Origin of the sequence: Streptomyces sp. NPDC050085, assembly GCF_044460595.1 — a bacterium.
In the GTDB taxonomy this organism is placed as follows: Bacteria; Actinomycetota; Actinomycetes; order Streptomycetales; family Streptomycetaceae; genus Streptomyces.
In genome coordinates this window covers 354,445-370,440 of record NZ_JBITJZ010000006.1, presented here as the reverse complement: position 1 = coordinate 370,440, position 15,996 = coordinate 354,445, and the positions used below count along the sequence as shown (strand labels likewise).

The following is a 15,996-nucleotide window of genomic DNA, read 5'->3' as shown; positions in this document are numbered from 1 at the left end:
CGAGCGGACGGCCGAGGGGCCCGTGGCCCAAGTCAGCGGGTACGAACGCTTGTTGAGGCCCTGACCCGCCCCGGCCCTTGGGGGTGAGCCCACGGCCACGCCTCGCCATAATGGCCGTGTGACTTCCTTGCCGCACTCCAACTCCCCTTCCCCGCACCGTGTTTCCGTCGTGATCGTCGGCGCCGGGCCCGCCGGGCTCACCGTCGGGAACATCCTGCGGGCCGCCGGGATCGACTGCGTGGTCCTGGAGTGCGAGACGCGCGCGTTCATCGAGCAGCGGCCCCGCGCGGGCGTCCTCGAGGAAGGGGCGGTGCGCGGCCTGGAAGTGCGGGGCCTCGCCGCGAACCTGCTCGCGCGCGCCGAGCGGCACACCACGTGCGAGTTCCGCTTCGAGGGGCAGCAACACCGCTTCCCTTACGGTGAACTGACGGGCCAACACCACTTCGTGTACCCGCAGCCGCTGCTGGTGACCGACCTCGTCCGGGAGTACGCCGACGTCCGCGGCGGCGACATCCGCTTCGACGTCGGCGACGTGGCACTCCACGACCTGGACACCGACCACCCCGCCGTCTCCTACACCTGCCCCGACACGGGTCAACGGCGGCTGCTGCACTGCGACTTCGTGGCCGGATGCGACGGGGCGCGCGGTGTTTCCCGGGCCGCGCTGCCGTCCGGCCGGGTCCGGGTCGCCCGGCACGACTACGGCATCGGCTGGCTGGCGCTGCTCGCGCAGGCACCACCGTCCGCGGACAGTGTCCTGTTCGGCATGCACCCCGAGGGATTCGCCGGACAGATGCCCCGCAGCAAGGAGGTCACCCGCTACTACCTGCAGTGCCCGCCCGGGGACGACCCGGACAACTGGCCCGACGAGCGCGTCTGGGACCAGCTGCACCGCCGCCTCGCCGCCGACGGCGCGGCGCCGCTCACCGAGGGCCCGCTCATCGAGAAGCGCGTCCTGGACATGCACGACTACGTCGTCGAACCCCTGCGCCACGGACGCCTCTTCCTGGCCGGGGACGCCGCCCACCTGGTCGCCCCGATCGCCGCGAAGGGCATGAACCTCGCCCTGCACGACGCGTTCCTGCTCGGCGACGCCCTCATCGCCCACGCCCGTCGACACCCGGACGCCGAGGCGCAGTTGGAGGCCTACTCCGACGCGTGCCTGCGCCGCGTCTGGGACTATCAGGAGTTCTCGCAGTGGCTGTCGGAGGTCTACCACGGAGTGGCCGCGGGCGACCCGTTCCGCGCGGGCACCACCCTCGCCCGGCTGCGGCGCCTGTTCGCCTCGCCGCACGCCGCGGCCGCGTTCGCCGAGCAGTACCTCGGCACCGCCGAGCGCTACTGACACCCGGACGCTGGCGTGCCCGCATGTACGCGACGCGGATGTCCCGGCACGTGAACGCCCCGCCCGCCGCCGTCTACCGGGCCCTGGTGGACGCCGACGCGATCGCCCGGTGGCGGGTCCCCGCCGGAATGCACAGCGAGGTCCATCTGTTCGAGGCGCACGAGGGCGGCCGGTTCCGGATCTCCCTCACGTACGACGCACCGACGTCCAGCGGCAAGACCGCCGCGCGCACCGACACGTACCACGGCCGTTTCGTCCGACTGGTCCCCGGCGAGCGCGTCGTCGAGGAGCTCGCCTTCGAGACCGTGGACCCGGAGCTGCGCGCCACGATGACGATGACCACCACGCTCACCGCGTCCGACGGCGGCACCGACGTCCTCCTCGTCCACGAAGGCATCCCCGACGCGATCCCCGCCGCCGACAACGAGACGGGCACCCGCATGGCCCTGGACCAGCTGGCCCGGTTCGTGGAGGAGCGGGAGAGCGCTCCGTAGAGCCGTCGGGGGCGGCGCGTCGCGGGCGCAGGCGCTGAACAGGACCCTGACGCGCCCGGTCGGTCCACCAAGGATCCGATGAATTACGTGTACATGCCTTGACGGGCGGACGCGGCCCCACGCACCGTTTGCGGAGGCCGTCTTCCGTTTCCTGGAGGGTTTGTGAACAGCAGACTGTTCGGCGTGGTCGCGGTGCTGGCCGCGCTCGCCGTGACGGGCTCCTTCCCCGCGCCCGCATCCTCCGCACCCCTGCCCCAGGCGTCGCGCTCGGCGGCTCAGCGCGGACTGCCGCTGGGGGCCGCCGATCTGACCGAGACCCGCACCACGCGCACCCTGCAGCCAGGCGTCACGCTCACCCGCATCGTGCGCGGCGCCGACGCCCCCGCCCTCGCCTGGACGGTCGAGATGTCCATCCCCGGCGGTGCCACGTCGCCGGACCCGGACGCTCCACCGGCAGCGATCAAGGACCCCGCCAGCGCACGGGAGTTGGCCGACCGGCTGACGGCGGCGGGCTTCGAGGCGCGGGCCGAGGACGTCGTCACCCCGGCCACGGCGGACTACGCGGGCGGATCGCTCGGCCGGCGGGTCCGCGTCGGCCGGTTCGACACCGAGGCCGCGGCGACGGCCGCCCGGGCGAAGCTCAAGGCGGCCGGGTACACGGGCTCCGCCTGGTACACCGGATGGGACGGGGACGCCGCCGACCGCGGCCCGTGGCGGATCGACGTGCTCACCATCGACCCGCACCGGTTCCACGGCGCGCTCAAGGCGTCGTACGGCCCGGACCTGGAGAACCGCGAGACGACCAGCGCGCTCGCGACCGCCGCGGGCGCGACCGCCGGGGTCAACGCCGGATTCTTCGTCCTGGACCCGAAGGCGGGCGCACCCGGCGACCCGGCCGGTGTCGGCGTCTACGACGGCCGCCTGCTCAGCGAAGCCGTGAACGGGCGCCCGGGCCTGGTGATCCAGGACTCGGCCCGGCGGACCCGCGTCGAGCGGTTCACCTGGCAGGGCCGCCTCGTCGCGCGCGGCACGTCCCTGCCGCTGGACGGCATCGACCGCGTCCCCGGACTGATCAGGAACTGCGGCGGCACCGCGGACGACAGTCCGACGTCCCTGCCGTTGCACGACACCACCTGCACCGACCCCGACGAACTCGTCGCGTTCACCCGTGAGTTCGGTGCGCGGACCCCTCAGGGCGAGGGCCTGGAGGCCGTGCTCGACCGGCATGGCCGGGTGACCGAGGTCCGTTCGCCGCGCGGCGGCCCGCTGCCCGAAGGAGGCAGCTCCGTCCAGGCCACCGGGAAGGATGGGGCGCGTCTCGCCGACGTCGCCATGGTGGGCCAACGGCTGCATATCCAGGGCGGGTTGAGGGACAGCGAGGGGCATGCGGTCTCCGCGTCGCGCGACACCAGCATCGTCAACGGCGGCCCCGAACTCGTCCGCGACGGACGGCTCCACATCACCCCGGCCGCCGACGGCATGGTCCAACCCGGCAACCCGAGCTTCTACTACGGCTGGGTGCACAAGCGCAATCCGCGCACGTTCGCCGGAGTCGACGCCGCCGGATGCACCGTGCTCGTCACCGCCGACGGCCGCAGCACCACCTCGCTCGGACTGAGCATCCCGGAAGCCGCGTCCGTGGCGAAGGCGCTCGGTCTGCGCGACGCCGTCAACCTCGACGGCGGCGGCTCCACCACCCTCGTCGAAGGCGGCACCGTCCTCAACGACCCGTCCGACGCGACCGGTGAACGCCCCGTGGGCGACGCCCTGTTGGTCCTCCCCGCCCGGCACTGAACCAACGAACCCGCAGGGCACCGCCCCCCTTAAATGGACATAAGAAGAGAGCGCTGACTCAGCACGGCACCGACCTCCGCACGGACCACCGACGGGAGCCGCCATGACCGCCGCACCGATCCATCGCACCAGATGCCTGATCGCCCTGCTCGTCCTCGCCGCCCTGCTGCTGGTCCTGGCACCGCCGCCGTCGGCCGTCGCCGCCGACCACGACACCCGCGGCGCCGAGGTCGTCTCCGTCACCCAGGTCGCCGACCGGCAGGTCGACCTGTCCGTGCGCTCCGACGCGCTCGGCGGCCGCACGGTGAAGGTCCGGCTGCTCACCCCCGACGACTGGAACCCGAAGGACCGCCACCGGCACTGGCCGACCCTGTGGCTGCTGCACGGCTGCTGCGGGGACTACACGTCGTGGACCGGCGCCACCGACGTGGCATCCGTCGAGGTCCTGCGCGACGTGCTCGTCGTCATGCCGGAGGCCGGCTGGAACGGCTGGTACAGCGACTGGTGGAACGGCGGGCAGGGCGGCGACCCCGCCTGGGAGACCTTCCACACCCAGGAGTTGCGCCGCCTCCTCGAACGCGACTGGGGAGCGGGCAGCCGCCGCGTCGTGGCCGGCCTGTCCATGGGCGGCCAGGGAGCACTCATGTACGCGGCTCGGCACCCGGGCATGTTCCGGGCGGCAGCGGCGTACTCCGGGTCCGTGCACCCGCTCCTGAACGACGAGTCGGTGAACCGGATCATGGGCTTCTTCGCCGGCCAGGGCGGCGACCCGCTGCGGGTGTGGGGCGATCCCGTCGCGCAGCGCGACATCTGGGCGGCCCACGACCCGTACCACCTGGCCGCGCGCCTCAAGTCCCTTCCCCTGTACCTGTCCTGCGGCGACGGCACCGCGGGCCCCTTCGACCCGCCGACCGCCCACGACGCGCTCGAGGCCGACTTCAACCGGCAGAACCAGGCCCTCGCCGACGAACTGCACCGCCTGGGGGCCCGCCGTCTGACGACGAACTTCTACGGCCCGGGAACCCATCGATGGGCGTACTGGCAAAGGGAGTTGCACGCCTCGCTGCCGATGCTCCTCGGCGGCCTGGGGGTGCGATCCGGACAACCGGCAACCGTGAAGGCCTCGTGAGCCGGCTGTGTCGGCGTGTGTGCGCGGCGGGTGAGGCGTCCTCGCCGACGTGCCGCTTCGCGGCGCTCGCACACCACATTTCGAACACGTTGCGCGTGCGACCGCGGGTGACGCAGGCGTAACTCCCGTACAAGAAGCACCAGTTGGCCGTCCTGAACCTTCGCCGTGCCAGGGCCCCTTGATTGACGTGCGGCACATCGGTCCCGCAGTCTCGCCGGGGTCATCGACGCAAGAGCGCCGGTCCGCGCGACCGGCGCCGGGTTCAGGGGGAACCATCACTCGTCACGGACCACTTCGAAGCGCGCGCACAAACCTGCGCCGCGCCCTGCTCGCCTGCGCCGCCACCGCGGCCCTCACCGCCGGTTCGCTCGGCGCCGCCCACGCGGACACCGGCGGTGACCGGCACCTCACCTACCAGGGCCGTACGTTCACGGTCCCCGGTTCCTGGGACGTCATCGACCTCGGCACACGGCCCGACACCTGCGTCCGCTTCGACCGGCACGCCGTCTACCTGGGCACCCCGGACAGCCAACAGGACTGTCCCGCCATGGTGTTGGGCCGCACCGAAGCCCTGCTCCTGCAGCCCGTCGCCCGGACACGGGCGAACGAGCGGGCCGCCCGCGTCACCACGAACCGCACGGACCACACCTACGAGGCGACGGCTCCGGGCCTCGCGGTCACCGCGTCCTACGGTGGCGACCGGCAGCGCGTCGAGAAGATCCTGAGCAGCGCCGGGCTGCCGGTCGCCTCGGCCACCCCCGCGGCCACCGTCCGCGCGGGCGCGCCCACCGCGAAGGCGGCGCTCCCCGACGACGCAACGTCCTTCCAGGGCAAGGGATTCGACCGCTGCGCCGCCCCCTCCACCACCCAGATGAACGCCTGGAAGGGCGCCTCTCCCTATGGAGCCGTCGGCGTCTACATCGGAGGGGTCAACGCGGGCTGCGGCGTCACCGTCGACGCCGCCTGGATGCAGGCGCAGTACACCAGCGGCTGGAAGTACTTCCCAGTCTACGTCGGACCGCAGGCCTCTTCCGACGCGGGTAGCTGCGGCGGCACGTGCGACGTCATCGACGACCCGGCGGCGGACGGCGCCGCCTCCGCACGCGACGCCGTGCGGCAGGCGACCTCGCTCGGCCTGCCCGCGGGCTCCGTCCTCTACTACAACATGGAGCACTACGCGCCCCGGTACGGCACCCTCGTCAGGGGCTTCCTGGAGTCGTGGACGCGCACCGTGCACGACCTCGGCTACCGCTCCGGTGCCTACGGCAGCCTCTCCTCGATCGGCGCCGACCTCGTCCGCGCGGCGCAGAGCGGCCAACTCGTCCCCGACGTCCTCGACTTCGCGAAGTGGGACGACCGGGCGACCACCGACGACCCGGCGATCCCGGCCGAACTGTGGGCCGACCACCAGCGCATCAAGCAGTACGCCGGTGACGTCAGGGAGACCCACGGCGGCGTCAGCCTGGACATCGACGCGAACCAGCTCGACGTCGGCGCGGGCGGCACCCAGCCCCCGGTCCAGAAGGACACCGCGCTCGCCTACACCGGCGCACGGTCCGTCGCGAAAGGCACCGCCGCCGCGCTCTCCGCGAAGCTCACCGAGCAGGACGGCGGCGCCGCGATCGCCGACCGGGAGATCGCCTTCACCCTCGGCGCGGGCTCAACGGCCCAGTCCTGCACGGCGACCACCGGCGCGGAGGGCACCGCCACCTGCACCGTCCCGTCCGTCGACCAACCCCTGACCGAGCGGGCGACGGTCCCGGTGGCCGCGGCGTTCGCGGGCGACACCGCGTACAAGCCGTCGCAGACGCAGGCAGAACTGAAACTGCAGTACACGACGGCCCGCGCCTACGGGCTCGCCGCGAAGGTGCCCCTGCCGCTGCTGCCGCTCACCATCGCCCCGACGCCCGACACCGGCGAGATCCGCACCGCGGGCGCGACGACGACCGCACCCCCGTGCACCGCGTCCGTCACCGCCCTCGTCCTGAGCGCCGACGCGGTCTGCGCCACGACGGTGACGAGGACGGGGCCGACCACGGCGACGGCCACCGCGAACCTGGCCGACGCGCGCATCGGCATCGCCGGGCTCCCGGTCATCGCCGTGTCGGGCCTCGAGGCGACCGCGACGAGCACCTGCGCGGCCAGGACCGGCAGCACCACGCTCACCCTGACCGTCGCGGGCGCCCCGGTCACCGTCCCGTCCACCCCGAACCACACGATCGACCTGGGCGTGGCCAAGCTCGTCACCAACCAGCAGACCAGCACGGCGGACGGCATCGAAGTGACCGCGCTGCACCTGACCGGCCCGACGGGCATCGACGTCACCCTGGGCTCCGCGCGCAGCGCCGTGCACAACTGCCCTGCCTGACCCGGTTCTACAGGAGGCGCGCGTACCGGTCCCGCCAGGGCGCCGCCTCCTCCACCTGGGCACTCAGCGCGATCAGGGTCGCCTCGTCCGCGGGGCGGCCCACCAGCTGCACACCGACCGGGATCCCGGCGCCCTCGGTCCAGTACAGCGGCAGGCTCACGGCCGGCTGGCCCGTCATGTTGTACGGGCTGGTGAACGCGCTGAACGCGCTCTGCCGGTGCAGATTCACCAGAGGGTCGCCGGACTCGTCGAAGTGCGTGACGGCCTGCGGGAGCGTCGCGAGGGTGGGGGTGAGCACGACGTCGTACGCGGCGGTCGCCCGGACCGCGCGCCGCGAGGCCTGCTGCATCCCGGTGACGGCGGCCGCGAACTGCGCGCCCGACACCCCCCGCCCGTACTCCCGCCAGGCCCGGGTCACCGGCCGCAACAGCGCCTCGCGTGCGGGCTCCACGTCACGCCCGAGCGACTGCACGGCCCACGCGGCGATGAAGTGCTCGGAGATCTCCGGCCCGAACGGCGTGGGAATGTCCTCCACCACGTGCCCGAGGCTTTCGAGGAGGCGCGAGGCGTGCTCCCACGCGGCCAGGCACGCGGGGTCGACCGCGATGCCCTCGGCGGCGGGCACCGCGTACCGCCCGATGCGCAGCCGTCCCGGCGACCGCTCGGCCTGCCCGAGGAACGTCTCCCCGTCCGGCAGCGGCGGAGCCCAGTGCGGATCGCCCGCCTCGGGCCCGGCCAGCACATCGAGCAGTGCCGCCGCGTCGCGCACCGACCGGGCGAGCGGACCCTGCACGGCCAGGCCCGTGACCTCGGCCCCGGCCGGGCCCGAACTGACGCGCCCGCGCGAGGGCTTGAGGCCGAACAGGCCGCAGACGCTCGCCGGGATCCGGATGGAACCCCCGCCGTCACTGGCGTGCGCGACCGGCACCAGGCCGAGGGCCACCGCCACGGCCGCGCCGCCGCTCGATCCTCCGGCGGACAGCTCCGGGTCCCACGGGTTGCGGGCCGGACCCACGAGATCGTTGTCCGTGTAGCAACAGCAGCCGAACTCGGGGGTGTTGGTCTTGCCGAGGCTGACGGTCCCGGCGGCGCGCATCCGCGTCACGCTGTACGCGTCGACGTCCGGCACATGTGCGGCGAAGGCCTTCGAGCCGTACGTCGTCGTGACCCCTGCCGTGTCGACGAGGTCCTTGACGGCCGTCGGAACCCCGAACAGCGGGGAGTCGGACGGCTGTTGGGCCTGCAGGGCCGCGGCCTCGGCGAGCGCCGCCTCCGGCGTCCGCGTCACGAACGCGCCGAACCGCTCGTCGAACTGCTCCACGCGCGCGAGGTGGTGGCGGACCAGGTCCACCGGTCCCACCTCGCCCTTGCGGACGGCGGCGGCCTGTTCGAGCGCGGTGAGTGCGTGCGGGTGCGTGGTCATGCGGTCCGTCCTTCCTCAGGGCCCGAGTTCATCTCGGCGACCTGTCGGGCCACGGCCTCCTCGTGCGCCCGCAGATCGCGCCGGGCGTCACGCGGCCGCCAGCGGCCGGTCATCACGAACACGAACGGCAGGAACAGTACTTGTCCGGCCAGGCACACCCACCACCAGGTCTGCCACTTGCGCGGGTTGTCGGCACTGGCCTTCTGCACCTCGGCCCCGTGCTCGCGCAGGACCTTCAGCTGCGGCGCCGCCTTCTGCACGGTCTGCAGCTGCTCGGCGCCCACCTCCCGCACGGCGCGGGCGAGCAGCGCCGGGGGCACCTTGCCGGGCGCGTACGCGCCGAGCTCCGCGAACAGCTTCGGATGCGCCTCGGTGATCTTCAGCGCGGGCGCGGCCCGCACCGACGCCGCCTTGACCTCGGCGCCGTGCTCGATCAACGGCGTCACCGTGTTCACGACGAGCGGCAGACAGGCCGCGGACAGCGCCACCGTGATGCGCACGATCCAGCCCCAGATCGCGAGCCCGGTCGCGGTCGCGGCCGGATTGTGGCGTTCCACGGTCTCGGTGAAGCTCGCCATCCATGGCGAGTAGGCGATGCCGCTGGTGACGCCGATGCCCGCCACGATCACGGCGAACGTGTAGTAGTCGGTGTCCGCGTGGGTGGCACGCGAGGCGAACCAGGCGGTGAAGGCGATGGAACCGAGCCCGCCCGCCAGCATGAACGGCTTGCGCACCCGCAGCCGGTCGGAGAGCAGCCCGGCGGCGACGAGGGTGATCGCGTTCGCGCCCCAGTACCAGTTCAGCAGGGCGTTGGCGCGCTGCGTCTCGTAGCCGAAGGCCGTCGCGAAGTAGACGACGAAGTTGCCGACGGCCGCGTAGTACAGCAGCAGGTACAGGGCGATCGCGACCGCCGAACCGATGACGTCCAGGCGCATCATCTGCCGCCACTGGCCGGTGAGGGCCGCGTCCGTGTCGATGCCCTGGGCGCGGGCCTCGACGAGCGCGCGGTCGCGCACGCTCACCATGATCTGGTCGCGCAGCGCAGGAGCGAGCTCCCGCAGTCCGAACAGGGCGATCACGAAGAGCACCAGGCCGCTGATGCCCGCGAAGCGGATCTCGTCCTGCCAGGTCGTCGAGGAGCCGTACGTGCGCGAGGTGACGGCGGTGACGACGAGGCTCCCGATGATCGGGCCCATCGTCCAGTAGCCCATCGCCGAGGCCCGGCCCAGCTGGGGCGAGAAGTCACGGATCAGCGCGGGGGTGGCCACCAGGACCATGCCCTCGACGAACGCGATGGCCGCGTACACGAGGAGGTAGGTCACCTTCCCCGGCGCGTTCGGCAGCGCGAACGTGGTCAGAAGGCCGACCACCAGCATCCCGTACACCACGATGTTCGCCCGGCCCCAGCGGTCGGCTAGCCCCGCCACCAGCGAGGAGAACGCGCCCACCGCGTTGCCCGCCACCGAGACGTACACGAAGAACATGAAGGACATGCCGTAGTGGCTGATGATCGCCGTCGACACCGCGTACTGGATGTACAGCTGGTAGTAGAGAACGATCGTGACGAGCACGACGATCCCCAAGTACCAGTAGCGCGCGCCGCGTTCGGGATAGCGGTCGAGTCGCCGTCCGCCCAGCGCCCGCAGGGGCGACGGGGCCGCTGCCGCTGTCGAGTCCGGTCCTGTTGTCGCCGGTGGCGAGATCGACACCTTGCCTCCCAGTGCTGGTCAGCGGCACGCCCCGGTGCGTGCTCGCCGCCGCGAGGCTAGTACCGACCAGTCGGTACGGTGAAGGGGTCGGACGGAAGTTTCTGCTGCGACGGGCCGGCACCCCCGGTGCCGGCCCGCCGCGGCAGTCGCGACTGCGTCAGCCCTTGTACGCCGCCAGCTCCGCGAGGAACCGCTCGCGCACCGCGGGCGCCGCCCACGAGATCTCGATGGCGTTGCGCTGCAGGGCCACCAGGTCCTCTTCGGTCAGCGCGGCCGGGCCGCGCAGCGCCGCCAGGTTCTCGGCGACGTAGCCCGGGAAGTACGCGGGGTCGTCCGAGTTGACCGTGACCTTCACGCCCGCGTCGAGCAGCGCACGGATCTCGGCGGCCTTCATGCCGTCCGTGACGTGGGCGTTCGAGATCGGGCACACCGTGAGACCGAGGCCCCGCTCGCGGATGGCCGCGATCAGGGCGGGGTCCTCCAGGGCGTTGACGCCGTGGTCGATGCGGTCGACGCCGATCTCCTCGATCACCTGGCGGATGTGCTCGGTGGAGTTCTTCTGGTCGACGTCGCAGTGCATCGTCAGCCGGAAGCCCTCGGTGCGGGCCCGCGCGAACACCTCGCGGAACTTCACCGGCGGGTTGCCCGCCTCGTCCGAGTCCAGGCCGACGCCGACGATCCACTCCTTGTACGGGAGCGCCTGCACCAGCGTCGCCATCGCGAACTCGGCCTGGAAGTCCCGCAGGAAGCACATCACGAGGCGGCCCTTGAACCCGGTGGCGCGCTCGGCGTCGTCCAGGGCCCGCGTCAGACCGCGGACGACCGTGTCGAACGCGATGCCGCGCGCGGTGTGCGCCTGCGGGTCGAAGAAGATCTCCGCGTACCGGACGTTCTGCGCGTGCGCCTTGGCCGCGTACGCCGCCGCCAGGTCGTAGAAGTCCTGCTCGGTGCGGAGCACGGTCATGCCCTCGTAGTACACGGCGAGGAACCCGGGCAGGTCGTCGAAGTCGTACGCGGCACGCAGCGCGGCCTCGTCGGCGTACGGCAGCGCGATGCCGCCCCGTGCGGCGAGTGCGAACTTCAGCTCCGGCTCGAGGGTGCCCTCGATGTGCAGGTGCAGCTCGCACTTGGGCAGTCCGTCGATGAAGGCGTCGGCGGTCATGGGGTGAACTCCTCGGTGAACGGCGTCAGTTGGCGGCGACGGCGGGCTTCAGGATGTCGACGACGTCCTGGGTGTGGTAGTTGACGACGCCGAGGTCGGTCACGGCGTACTCGGGGATCGCGGTGATCTCCAGGAAGATCAAGTAGCCGAACGCGGACGGGAGTTCGCAGCCGAGCACCCGGGCCGCGGCCTCCAGGCGGTCCTCGGCGTCGGCCATCTCCTCGGGCGTGAGGTCGGCGACGATGCCGGCGACCGGCAGCGGCAGGAACTCCTTGATCTCGCCGCCGTCCACGACGACCTGACCGCCGCCGTGCCGGGAGAGGTGGTTGATGGCGAGGGCCATGTCGGCGCGGTCGGCGCCGACGCAGACGATGTTGTTGTCGTCGGGGGCGGCGGAGGAGGCGATGGCGCCGGAGCGCAGGCCGAAGCCGTTGATCATCGCGGTGACCGTGGCGCCGTCGTTCTTGCCGTACCGCTCGGACACCGTGACGTACAGGGCGTCCTGCGCGAGGTCGGCGCGGACCGTGCCGTCCTCGACGGGCAGCGTCATCGTCACGCCCTTGCGGACGAACGGCACCGTGCGGTCCATCTCGACGACGAGGACGTCGGCCGCGTCGCCCCCGGCGACGACACCGATGCCGGCCGCGCTCACCGGTGCGACCCGGAAGGCGGGGGAGAGGGCAGGGGTGCGCTCGGGCGGCCGCGGGGCGCTGAGCGTACGACCGCCTTCCGCGACCAGCTCACCGCGCGCGAACACCCGCTCCACCTGGAACGACTCGGGGGAGTCGACGATGAGCACGTCCGCGTAGCGGCCCGGCGTCAGCGAGCCGACGAGGTGGTCGATGCGGTACATCTCGGCACAGTTGAGCGTCGCCATCTGGATCGCCTCGACGGGCCGGACACCCGCCTTGATCGCCATGCGGACCAGCTTGTCGAGGTGGCCCTCGCGCAGGATGTCGGCGACGTGCATGTCGTCCGTGCACAGGCCCACCCGGCGCGACTGGGCGCCGAACTCGGTGATGGTGCGCACGTTCTCGTTCATGAAGTGCGCCACCGACGACTCACGGATCAGCAGCGACATGCCCGCGCGCAGCTTCTCGAGCGCTTCTTCTGCGGTGTAGCTCTCGTGGTCGAGGCGGACGCCCGCGGCCGACAGGGCGTTGATGGTGGTCTGCGCGGCCATCGGCGCGCAGCCGAAGATCGGCAGCCGGTTGCGGTGCGCGAGTTCGAGGGCCTTGAGGACCTTCTCGTCGCGGTTGAGGACGAACTCGGCGACGGTCTCCCACACGCCGAAGCAGTCGGCCCGGTCCTGCGCCTCGGCGTGGTCGTCCGGCCCGAAGGTGAAGCCGACCGTCGTCTCCGGCAGCGTGTACGGCGTCTTGAACGGCGCACCCCAGAAGATCTTCATCGGGCTCGCGTCGGCCTCGCGCAGCGCCTCGCGCACCCCGTCGAGGCCGGCGACGACGAGGAACTGGTCGAGCCCGGAGACGACCGACGTCGTACCGAACCGGACGGCCGCGTCGGCGAACATCGTCACCGACAGCTTGGAGCACTCCAGGTGGAGGTGGCCGTCGATGAGGCCCGGCGTCAGGTACTTGCCGGTCGCGTCGACGTACTCGGTGTCAGGACCCTCGTACGCGCTGACGTCACCGGTCGCGGCGATCCGGTCGCCGGTGATGGCGACGTCTGCCGGGTAGATCTCGCCGGTGCAGACGTTGACGAGCTGCCCGCCCTTGATGATCCGGTCGGCCTTGACGACACCCTCGGAGGCGTCGATGAGGCTGCGGAGGCTGGGGTGGTTCATGGGGATGGCTCCAAGCACGTACAAAGAAGATCGGGAGGGGAGAAGAGGGAGGAACTCTCAGGCGGCCGGGGCGAGTTCGGCCTCGGCGCGGACCGTGCGGCGGGCGAGCAGCCAGTAGGCGACGCCCGCGACGAGAGCGCCCGCGAACACCGAGAGGTCCAGGCCGCCGGCCGCGTCGGACAGCGGCCCGACGAACACGGTCGAGTCGACCCAGAGCACCGCGGCCACGAAGCCGAGCAGGACCGCGACCAGACCGGCGGGGCGGACGCCGCCCTTGTGCCAGTAGATGCCCTCGCGGCCGGTCTCCTCCGGGAACAGCGAGGGGACGTCGTAGCGGCCGCGGCGCAGCGCCCAGTCGGTGAGGTAGACGGCGGCCCACGGCCCGAGCCAGAGCACGATCAGGCTGAGGAAGTTCGACAGGAGGGTGTAGAAGTCCGCGGAGAACACGGCCCACAGGGTGATCGCCGTGCACAGCGTGAGGTCGATGAAGACGACCATCCAGCGCTTGACCGGGATGCCGACGGCGAGCAGGTTCAGGCCGGAGGAGTACATGTCGGTGGTGTTCACCGCGAGCAGCGAGACGATCGCGAGCAGCAGGTACGGGGTGATGAACCAGCCCGGCAGCACCTCGGGCAGACCCGAGATCGGGTCGGTCGCGTTGACCGTCGCGGTGGCGACGGCGGCGCCGAGGATCTGCAGCAGGATGTTGGGCACCATGCCGCCGAGCGCGGCGCACGCGAACACCTTGCGGGGCGCCGCGTCCGCGGGCAGGTAGCGCGAGTAGTCGCTGCCCATGTCGGCCCACGACAGACCGCCGGACGCGGTGACCATGGCGAGCACCAGCGAGATGGTGACCAGCGAGGGCGCGGCGCCGTGCGCGGCGAAGTCGGCCTTGGGGAACACGAGGAACGCCATGACCGCAAACATCGCGGCGAAGATCCACGCGAAGTACTTCTGCACCTTCATGATCAGGTGGTAGCCGGACAGCGGCAGCAGCATCTGCAGACCGGCGGCCACCGCGATGACCAGCAGCTTCACCGGCGTGCCCGTGGTGATCCCGGCCTGGTCGAGCAGCGCGAGCCCGGCGAGCACGATCAGCACCATGCCGCCCGCCTCGAAGCCGACCAGCATCACCCAGCTCAGCAGCGCGGGCAGCTTCCCGCCGCGCGGTCCGAAGGCGGCACGGGAGACGGAGTGCGTGGAGGTGCCGGTGCGCGGGCCCTGCAGGCTGGTCAGCCCGGTGACGGTGAAGCCCAGCACGTTGCCGACGACGATCAGCGCGACCGCGTACCAGAAGGACAGGCCGAAGGAGACGACCAGCGCTCCGTACACGACGGTGAACACGGTGGTGTTGGTGCCGGCCCACAGGCCGAACAGGCGGCCGGGGCCACCCTGGCGTTCCGCGGCGGGGACGGCGTCGATGCCGCGCTGCTCGACCGTGAAGACGGACGGCGGCGCGGCGGTGGTGGTGGTGGATCCGGGCGGGGCGGTGGCGGTGGCCTCGGCCATGGTCGGCAGGCGTCCTTTGCGGACTGGCGCCCCGGCCTGGGGAGACGGGACGAGGTGTACGGGGAGTTGCCCAAACGTTTTGGCAATACTCGGGAAGGTACTGCCTAAACGTTTTGGCAGTCAACCGGTAAGCTCGCCGCCATGTCAGACGTCACAGGGTCGAAACGCGACGGCACGAGCAAGGGCGCAGGTGCGGGCAAGGGCGGCGGCCTGCGCGAAGTCGCGAAGCGCGCCGGGGTTTCGGTCACCACCGCCTCGCACGCGCTCAACGGCGTCGGCCGGGTCGGCGCCGAGACCCGCGAGCGCGTCCTGGCCGTCGCGGCCGAGCTCGGCTACCGCGCGAACCCCAACGCCCGCGGCCTGCGCGGCGCCCGCACCGGACTGCTCGGCCTGACGCACCGCACCGCCGTCGAGGGCGGCATCACCGACATCGAGTACTTCGTCAAGATCGTCAACGCCGCGACGTGGACGGCGATGGCCCACGACTACTCGCTCGTGCTCGTCCCGCCGTCCCTGGACGGGCGGCCCTTCGAGTCGCTGCCGCTCGACGGCACGATCGTCATCGACCCGCTCACCGACGACCCGCTGCTCACCCGCCTGTCCGGCATGGGCGTCCCCGTCGTCACCACCGGCCGCGACCTGTCCCGCAAGGACGCCTTCCCCTGGGTCGACAACGAGCTGTCCACCTGCGCCGTCGCCGCCTTCGAGCACCTCGCCTCCACCGGCGCCCGCCGCATCGGCCTGCTCACCGGCTCGACCGGCCAGTCCTACGACGAGGACGCGGCCCGCACCTATCGCGACTGGTGTGCGCGCACCGGGAATCCGGTCCTCATGGACCGCGCCGAGCCGGGCACCGACTCCACCGCGGCGGCGCACCGGCTGCTCGGGCGGCCCGACCGGCCCGACGCGCTGTACGTGGTGATGGAGAAGTTCGGCTTCGCGACCCTCGCCGTCTGCCGTGAACTCGGCCTGGACGTACCGGAGGACGTGCAGATCGTGGTCGGCGCCGACGGCGAGTTCGCCCGCAGCGCCCGCCCGGCGCTCACCGCGCTCGACCTGGCTCCCGAGGAGATCGGCAAGCAGGCCGCGGAGCTGCTCATCGGGGTCATCAGGAACCCGCCCGAGGCGCAGGCCGCGCCGGAGCACCGTCTCGTTCCCGCCACGCTGCTGCGGAGGGCTTCGACCCGATAGTGCTCCCGCCCCGCCTGACGCCCCTCGTTCGTTGAACGGGGGGCGTTCTCATGCCCGTTGCGTGGCGC

The 15,996-nt window shown here is 72.1% G+C and carries 11 protein-coding genes; 6 read left to right on the top strand and 5 right to left on the bottom strand.

The annotated features are described in order from the left end of the window. Window positions 1-118 precede the first annotated feature (118 nt). The 5 genes from ACIBUY_RS24750 to ACIBUY_RS24730 all read left to right on the top strand — a co-directional run bounded on the left by ACIBUY_RS24750 (window position 119) and on the right by ACIBUY_RS24730 (window position 7,130). Window positions 119-1,345 (top strand): 4-hydroxybenzoate 3-monooxygenase, encoded by a 1,227-nt coding sequence (locus ACIBUY_RS24750; RefSeq protein WP_399153736.1) that lies wholly within the window; start codon window positions 119-121, stop codon window positions 1,343-1,345. A gap of 23 nt (window positions 1,346-1,368) precedes the next feature. Next, a complete protein-coding gene (locus tag ACIBUY_RS24745; RefSeq protein ID WP_365579771.1) occupies window positions 1,369-1,839 on the top strand; it encodes an SRPBCC domain-containing protein in 471 nt (156 codons plus the stop codon). Window positions 1,840-2,001: 162 nt separating this feature from the next. Further along, window positions 2,002-3,633: a phosphodiester glycosidase family protein gene (locus tag ACIBUY_RS24740; RefSeq protein WP_399153735.1), complete on the top strand. Its 1,632-nt coding sequence runs from the start codon at window positions 2,002-2,004 to the stop codon at window positions 3,631-3,633. A 103-nt stretch (window positions 3,634-3,736) separates the two neighbouring features. After that, window positions 3,737-4,762: an alpha/beta hydrolase gene (locus ACIBUY_RS24735; protein WP_399153734.1), complete on the top strand. Its 1,026-nt coding sequence runs from the start codon at window positions 3,737-3,739 to the stop codon at window positions 4,760-4,762. A 187-nt stretch (window positions 4,763-4,949) separates the two neighbouring features. Continuing rightward, the gene (locus ACIBUY_RS24730; protein WP_399153733.1) at window positions 4,950-7,130 is read left to right on the top strand and encodes a choice-of-anchor P family protein; all 2,181 of its coding nucleotides are present in this window, start codon (window positions 4,950-4,952) and stop codon (window positions 7,128-7,130) included. A gap of 7 nt (window positions 7,131-7,137) precedes the next feature. Here the strand turns inward: ACIBUY_RS24730 and ACIBUY_RS24725 are convergent, their stop codons facing one another. The 5 genes from ACIBUY_RS24725 to ACIBUY_RS24705 all read right to left on the bottom strand — a co-directional run bounded on the left by ACIBUY_RS24725 (window position 7,138) and on the right by ACIBUY_RS24705 (window position 14,737). Beyond that, complete coding sequence (locus ACIBUY_RS24725; RefSeq protein WP_399153732.1) at window positions 7,138-8,553, bottom strand: amidase; 1,416 nt, start codon at window positions 8,551-8,553, stop codon at window positions 7,138-7,140. After that, window positions 8,550-10,262 (bottom strand): MFS transporter, encoded by a 1,713-nt coding sequence (locus tag ACIBUY_RS24720; protein WP_399153731.1) that lies wholly within the window; start codon window positions 10,260-10,262, stop codon window positions 8,550-8,552. Before ACIBUY_RS24720 ends, ACIBUY_RS24725 begins: the two co-directional genes overlap by 4 nt. A 157-nt stretch (window positions 10,263-10,419) precedes the next feature. Beyond that, window positions 10,420-11,424, bottom strand: a complete 1,005-nt coding sequence (add, locus tag ACIBUY_RS24715) for an adenosine deaminase (RefSeq protein ID WP_365579788.1) — start codon at window positions 11,422-11,424, stop codon at window positions 10,420-10,422. 25 nt (window positions 11,425-11,449) lie between these two features. Then, window positions 11,450-13,228 carry an adenine deaminase C-terminal domain-containing protein gene (locus tag ACIBUY_RS24710; RefSeq protein ID WP_399153730.1) on the bottom strand — a complete coding sequence of 593 codons (1,779 nt, stop codon included), beginning with the start codon at window positions 13,226-13,228 and terminating at the stop codon, window positions 11,450-11,452. A gap of 57 nt (window positions 13,229-13,285) precedes the next feature. Continuing rightward, on the bottom strand, window positions 13,286-14,737 hold the full coding sequence (locus ACIBUY_RS24705) for a purine-cytosine permease family protein (RefSeq protein WP_399153729.1): 1,452 nt from the start codon (window positions 14,735-14,737) through the stop codon (window positions 13,286-13,288). A 141-nt stretch (window positions 14,738-14,878) separates the two neighbouring features. Here ACIBUY_RS24705 and ACIBUY_RS24700 point away from each other — a divergent pair, with 141 nt between their 5' ends. After that, window positions 14,879-15,928 carry a LacI family DNA-binding transcriptional regulator gene (locus ACIBUY_RS24700; protein ID WP_365579798.1) on the top strand — a complete coding sequence of 350 codons (1,050 nt, stop codon included), beginning with the start codon at window positions 14,879-14,881 and terminating at the stop codon, window positions 15,926-15,928. Window positions 15,929-15,996: the final 68 nt, after the last annotated feature.

Excerpts from the sequence above, each read along its gene's own strand:
- ACIBUY_RS24710 (WP_399153730.1), bottom strand. The coding sequence starts at position 13,228 with ATGAACCACCCCAGCCTCCGCAGCCTCATCGACGCCTCCGAGGGTGTC.
- ACIBUY_RS24745 (WP_365579771.1), top strand. The coding sequence starts at position 1,369 with ATGTACGCGACGCGGATGTCCCGGCACGTGAACGCCCCGCCCGCCGCC.
- ACIBUY_RS24725 (WP_399153732.1), bottom strand. The coding sequence starts at position 8,553 with ATGACCACGCACCCGCACGCACTCACCGCGCTCGAACAGGCCGCCGCC.
- ACIBUY_RS24735 (WP_399153734.1), top strand. The coding sequence starts at position 3,737 with ATGACCGCCGCACCGATCCATCGCACCAGATGCCTGATCGCCCTGCTC.
- add (WP_365579788.1), bottom strand. The coding sequence starts at position 11,424 with ATGACCGCCGACGCCTTCATCGACGGACTGCCCAAGTGCGAGCTGCAC.
- ACIBUY_RS24705 (WP_399153729.1), bottom strand. The coding sequence starts at position 14,737 with ATGGCCGAGGCCACCGCCACCGCCCCGCCCGGATCCACCACCACCACC.
- ACIBUY_RS24700 (WP_365579798.1), top strand. The coding sequence starts at position 14,879 with ATGTCAGACGTCACAGGGTCGAAACGCGACGGCACGAGCAAGGGCGCA.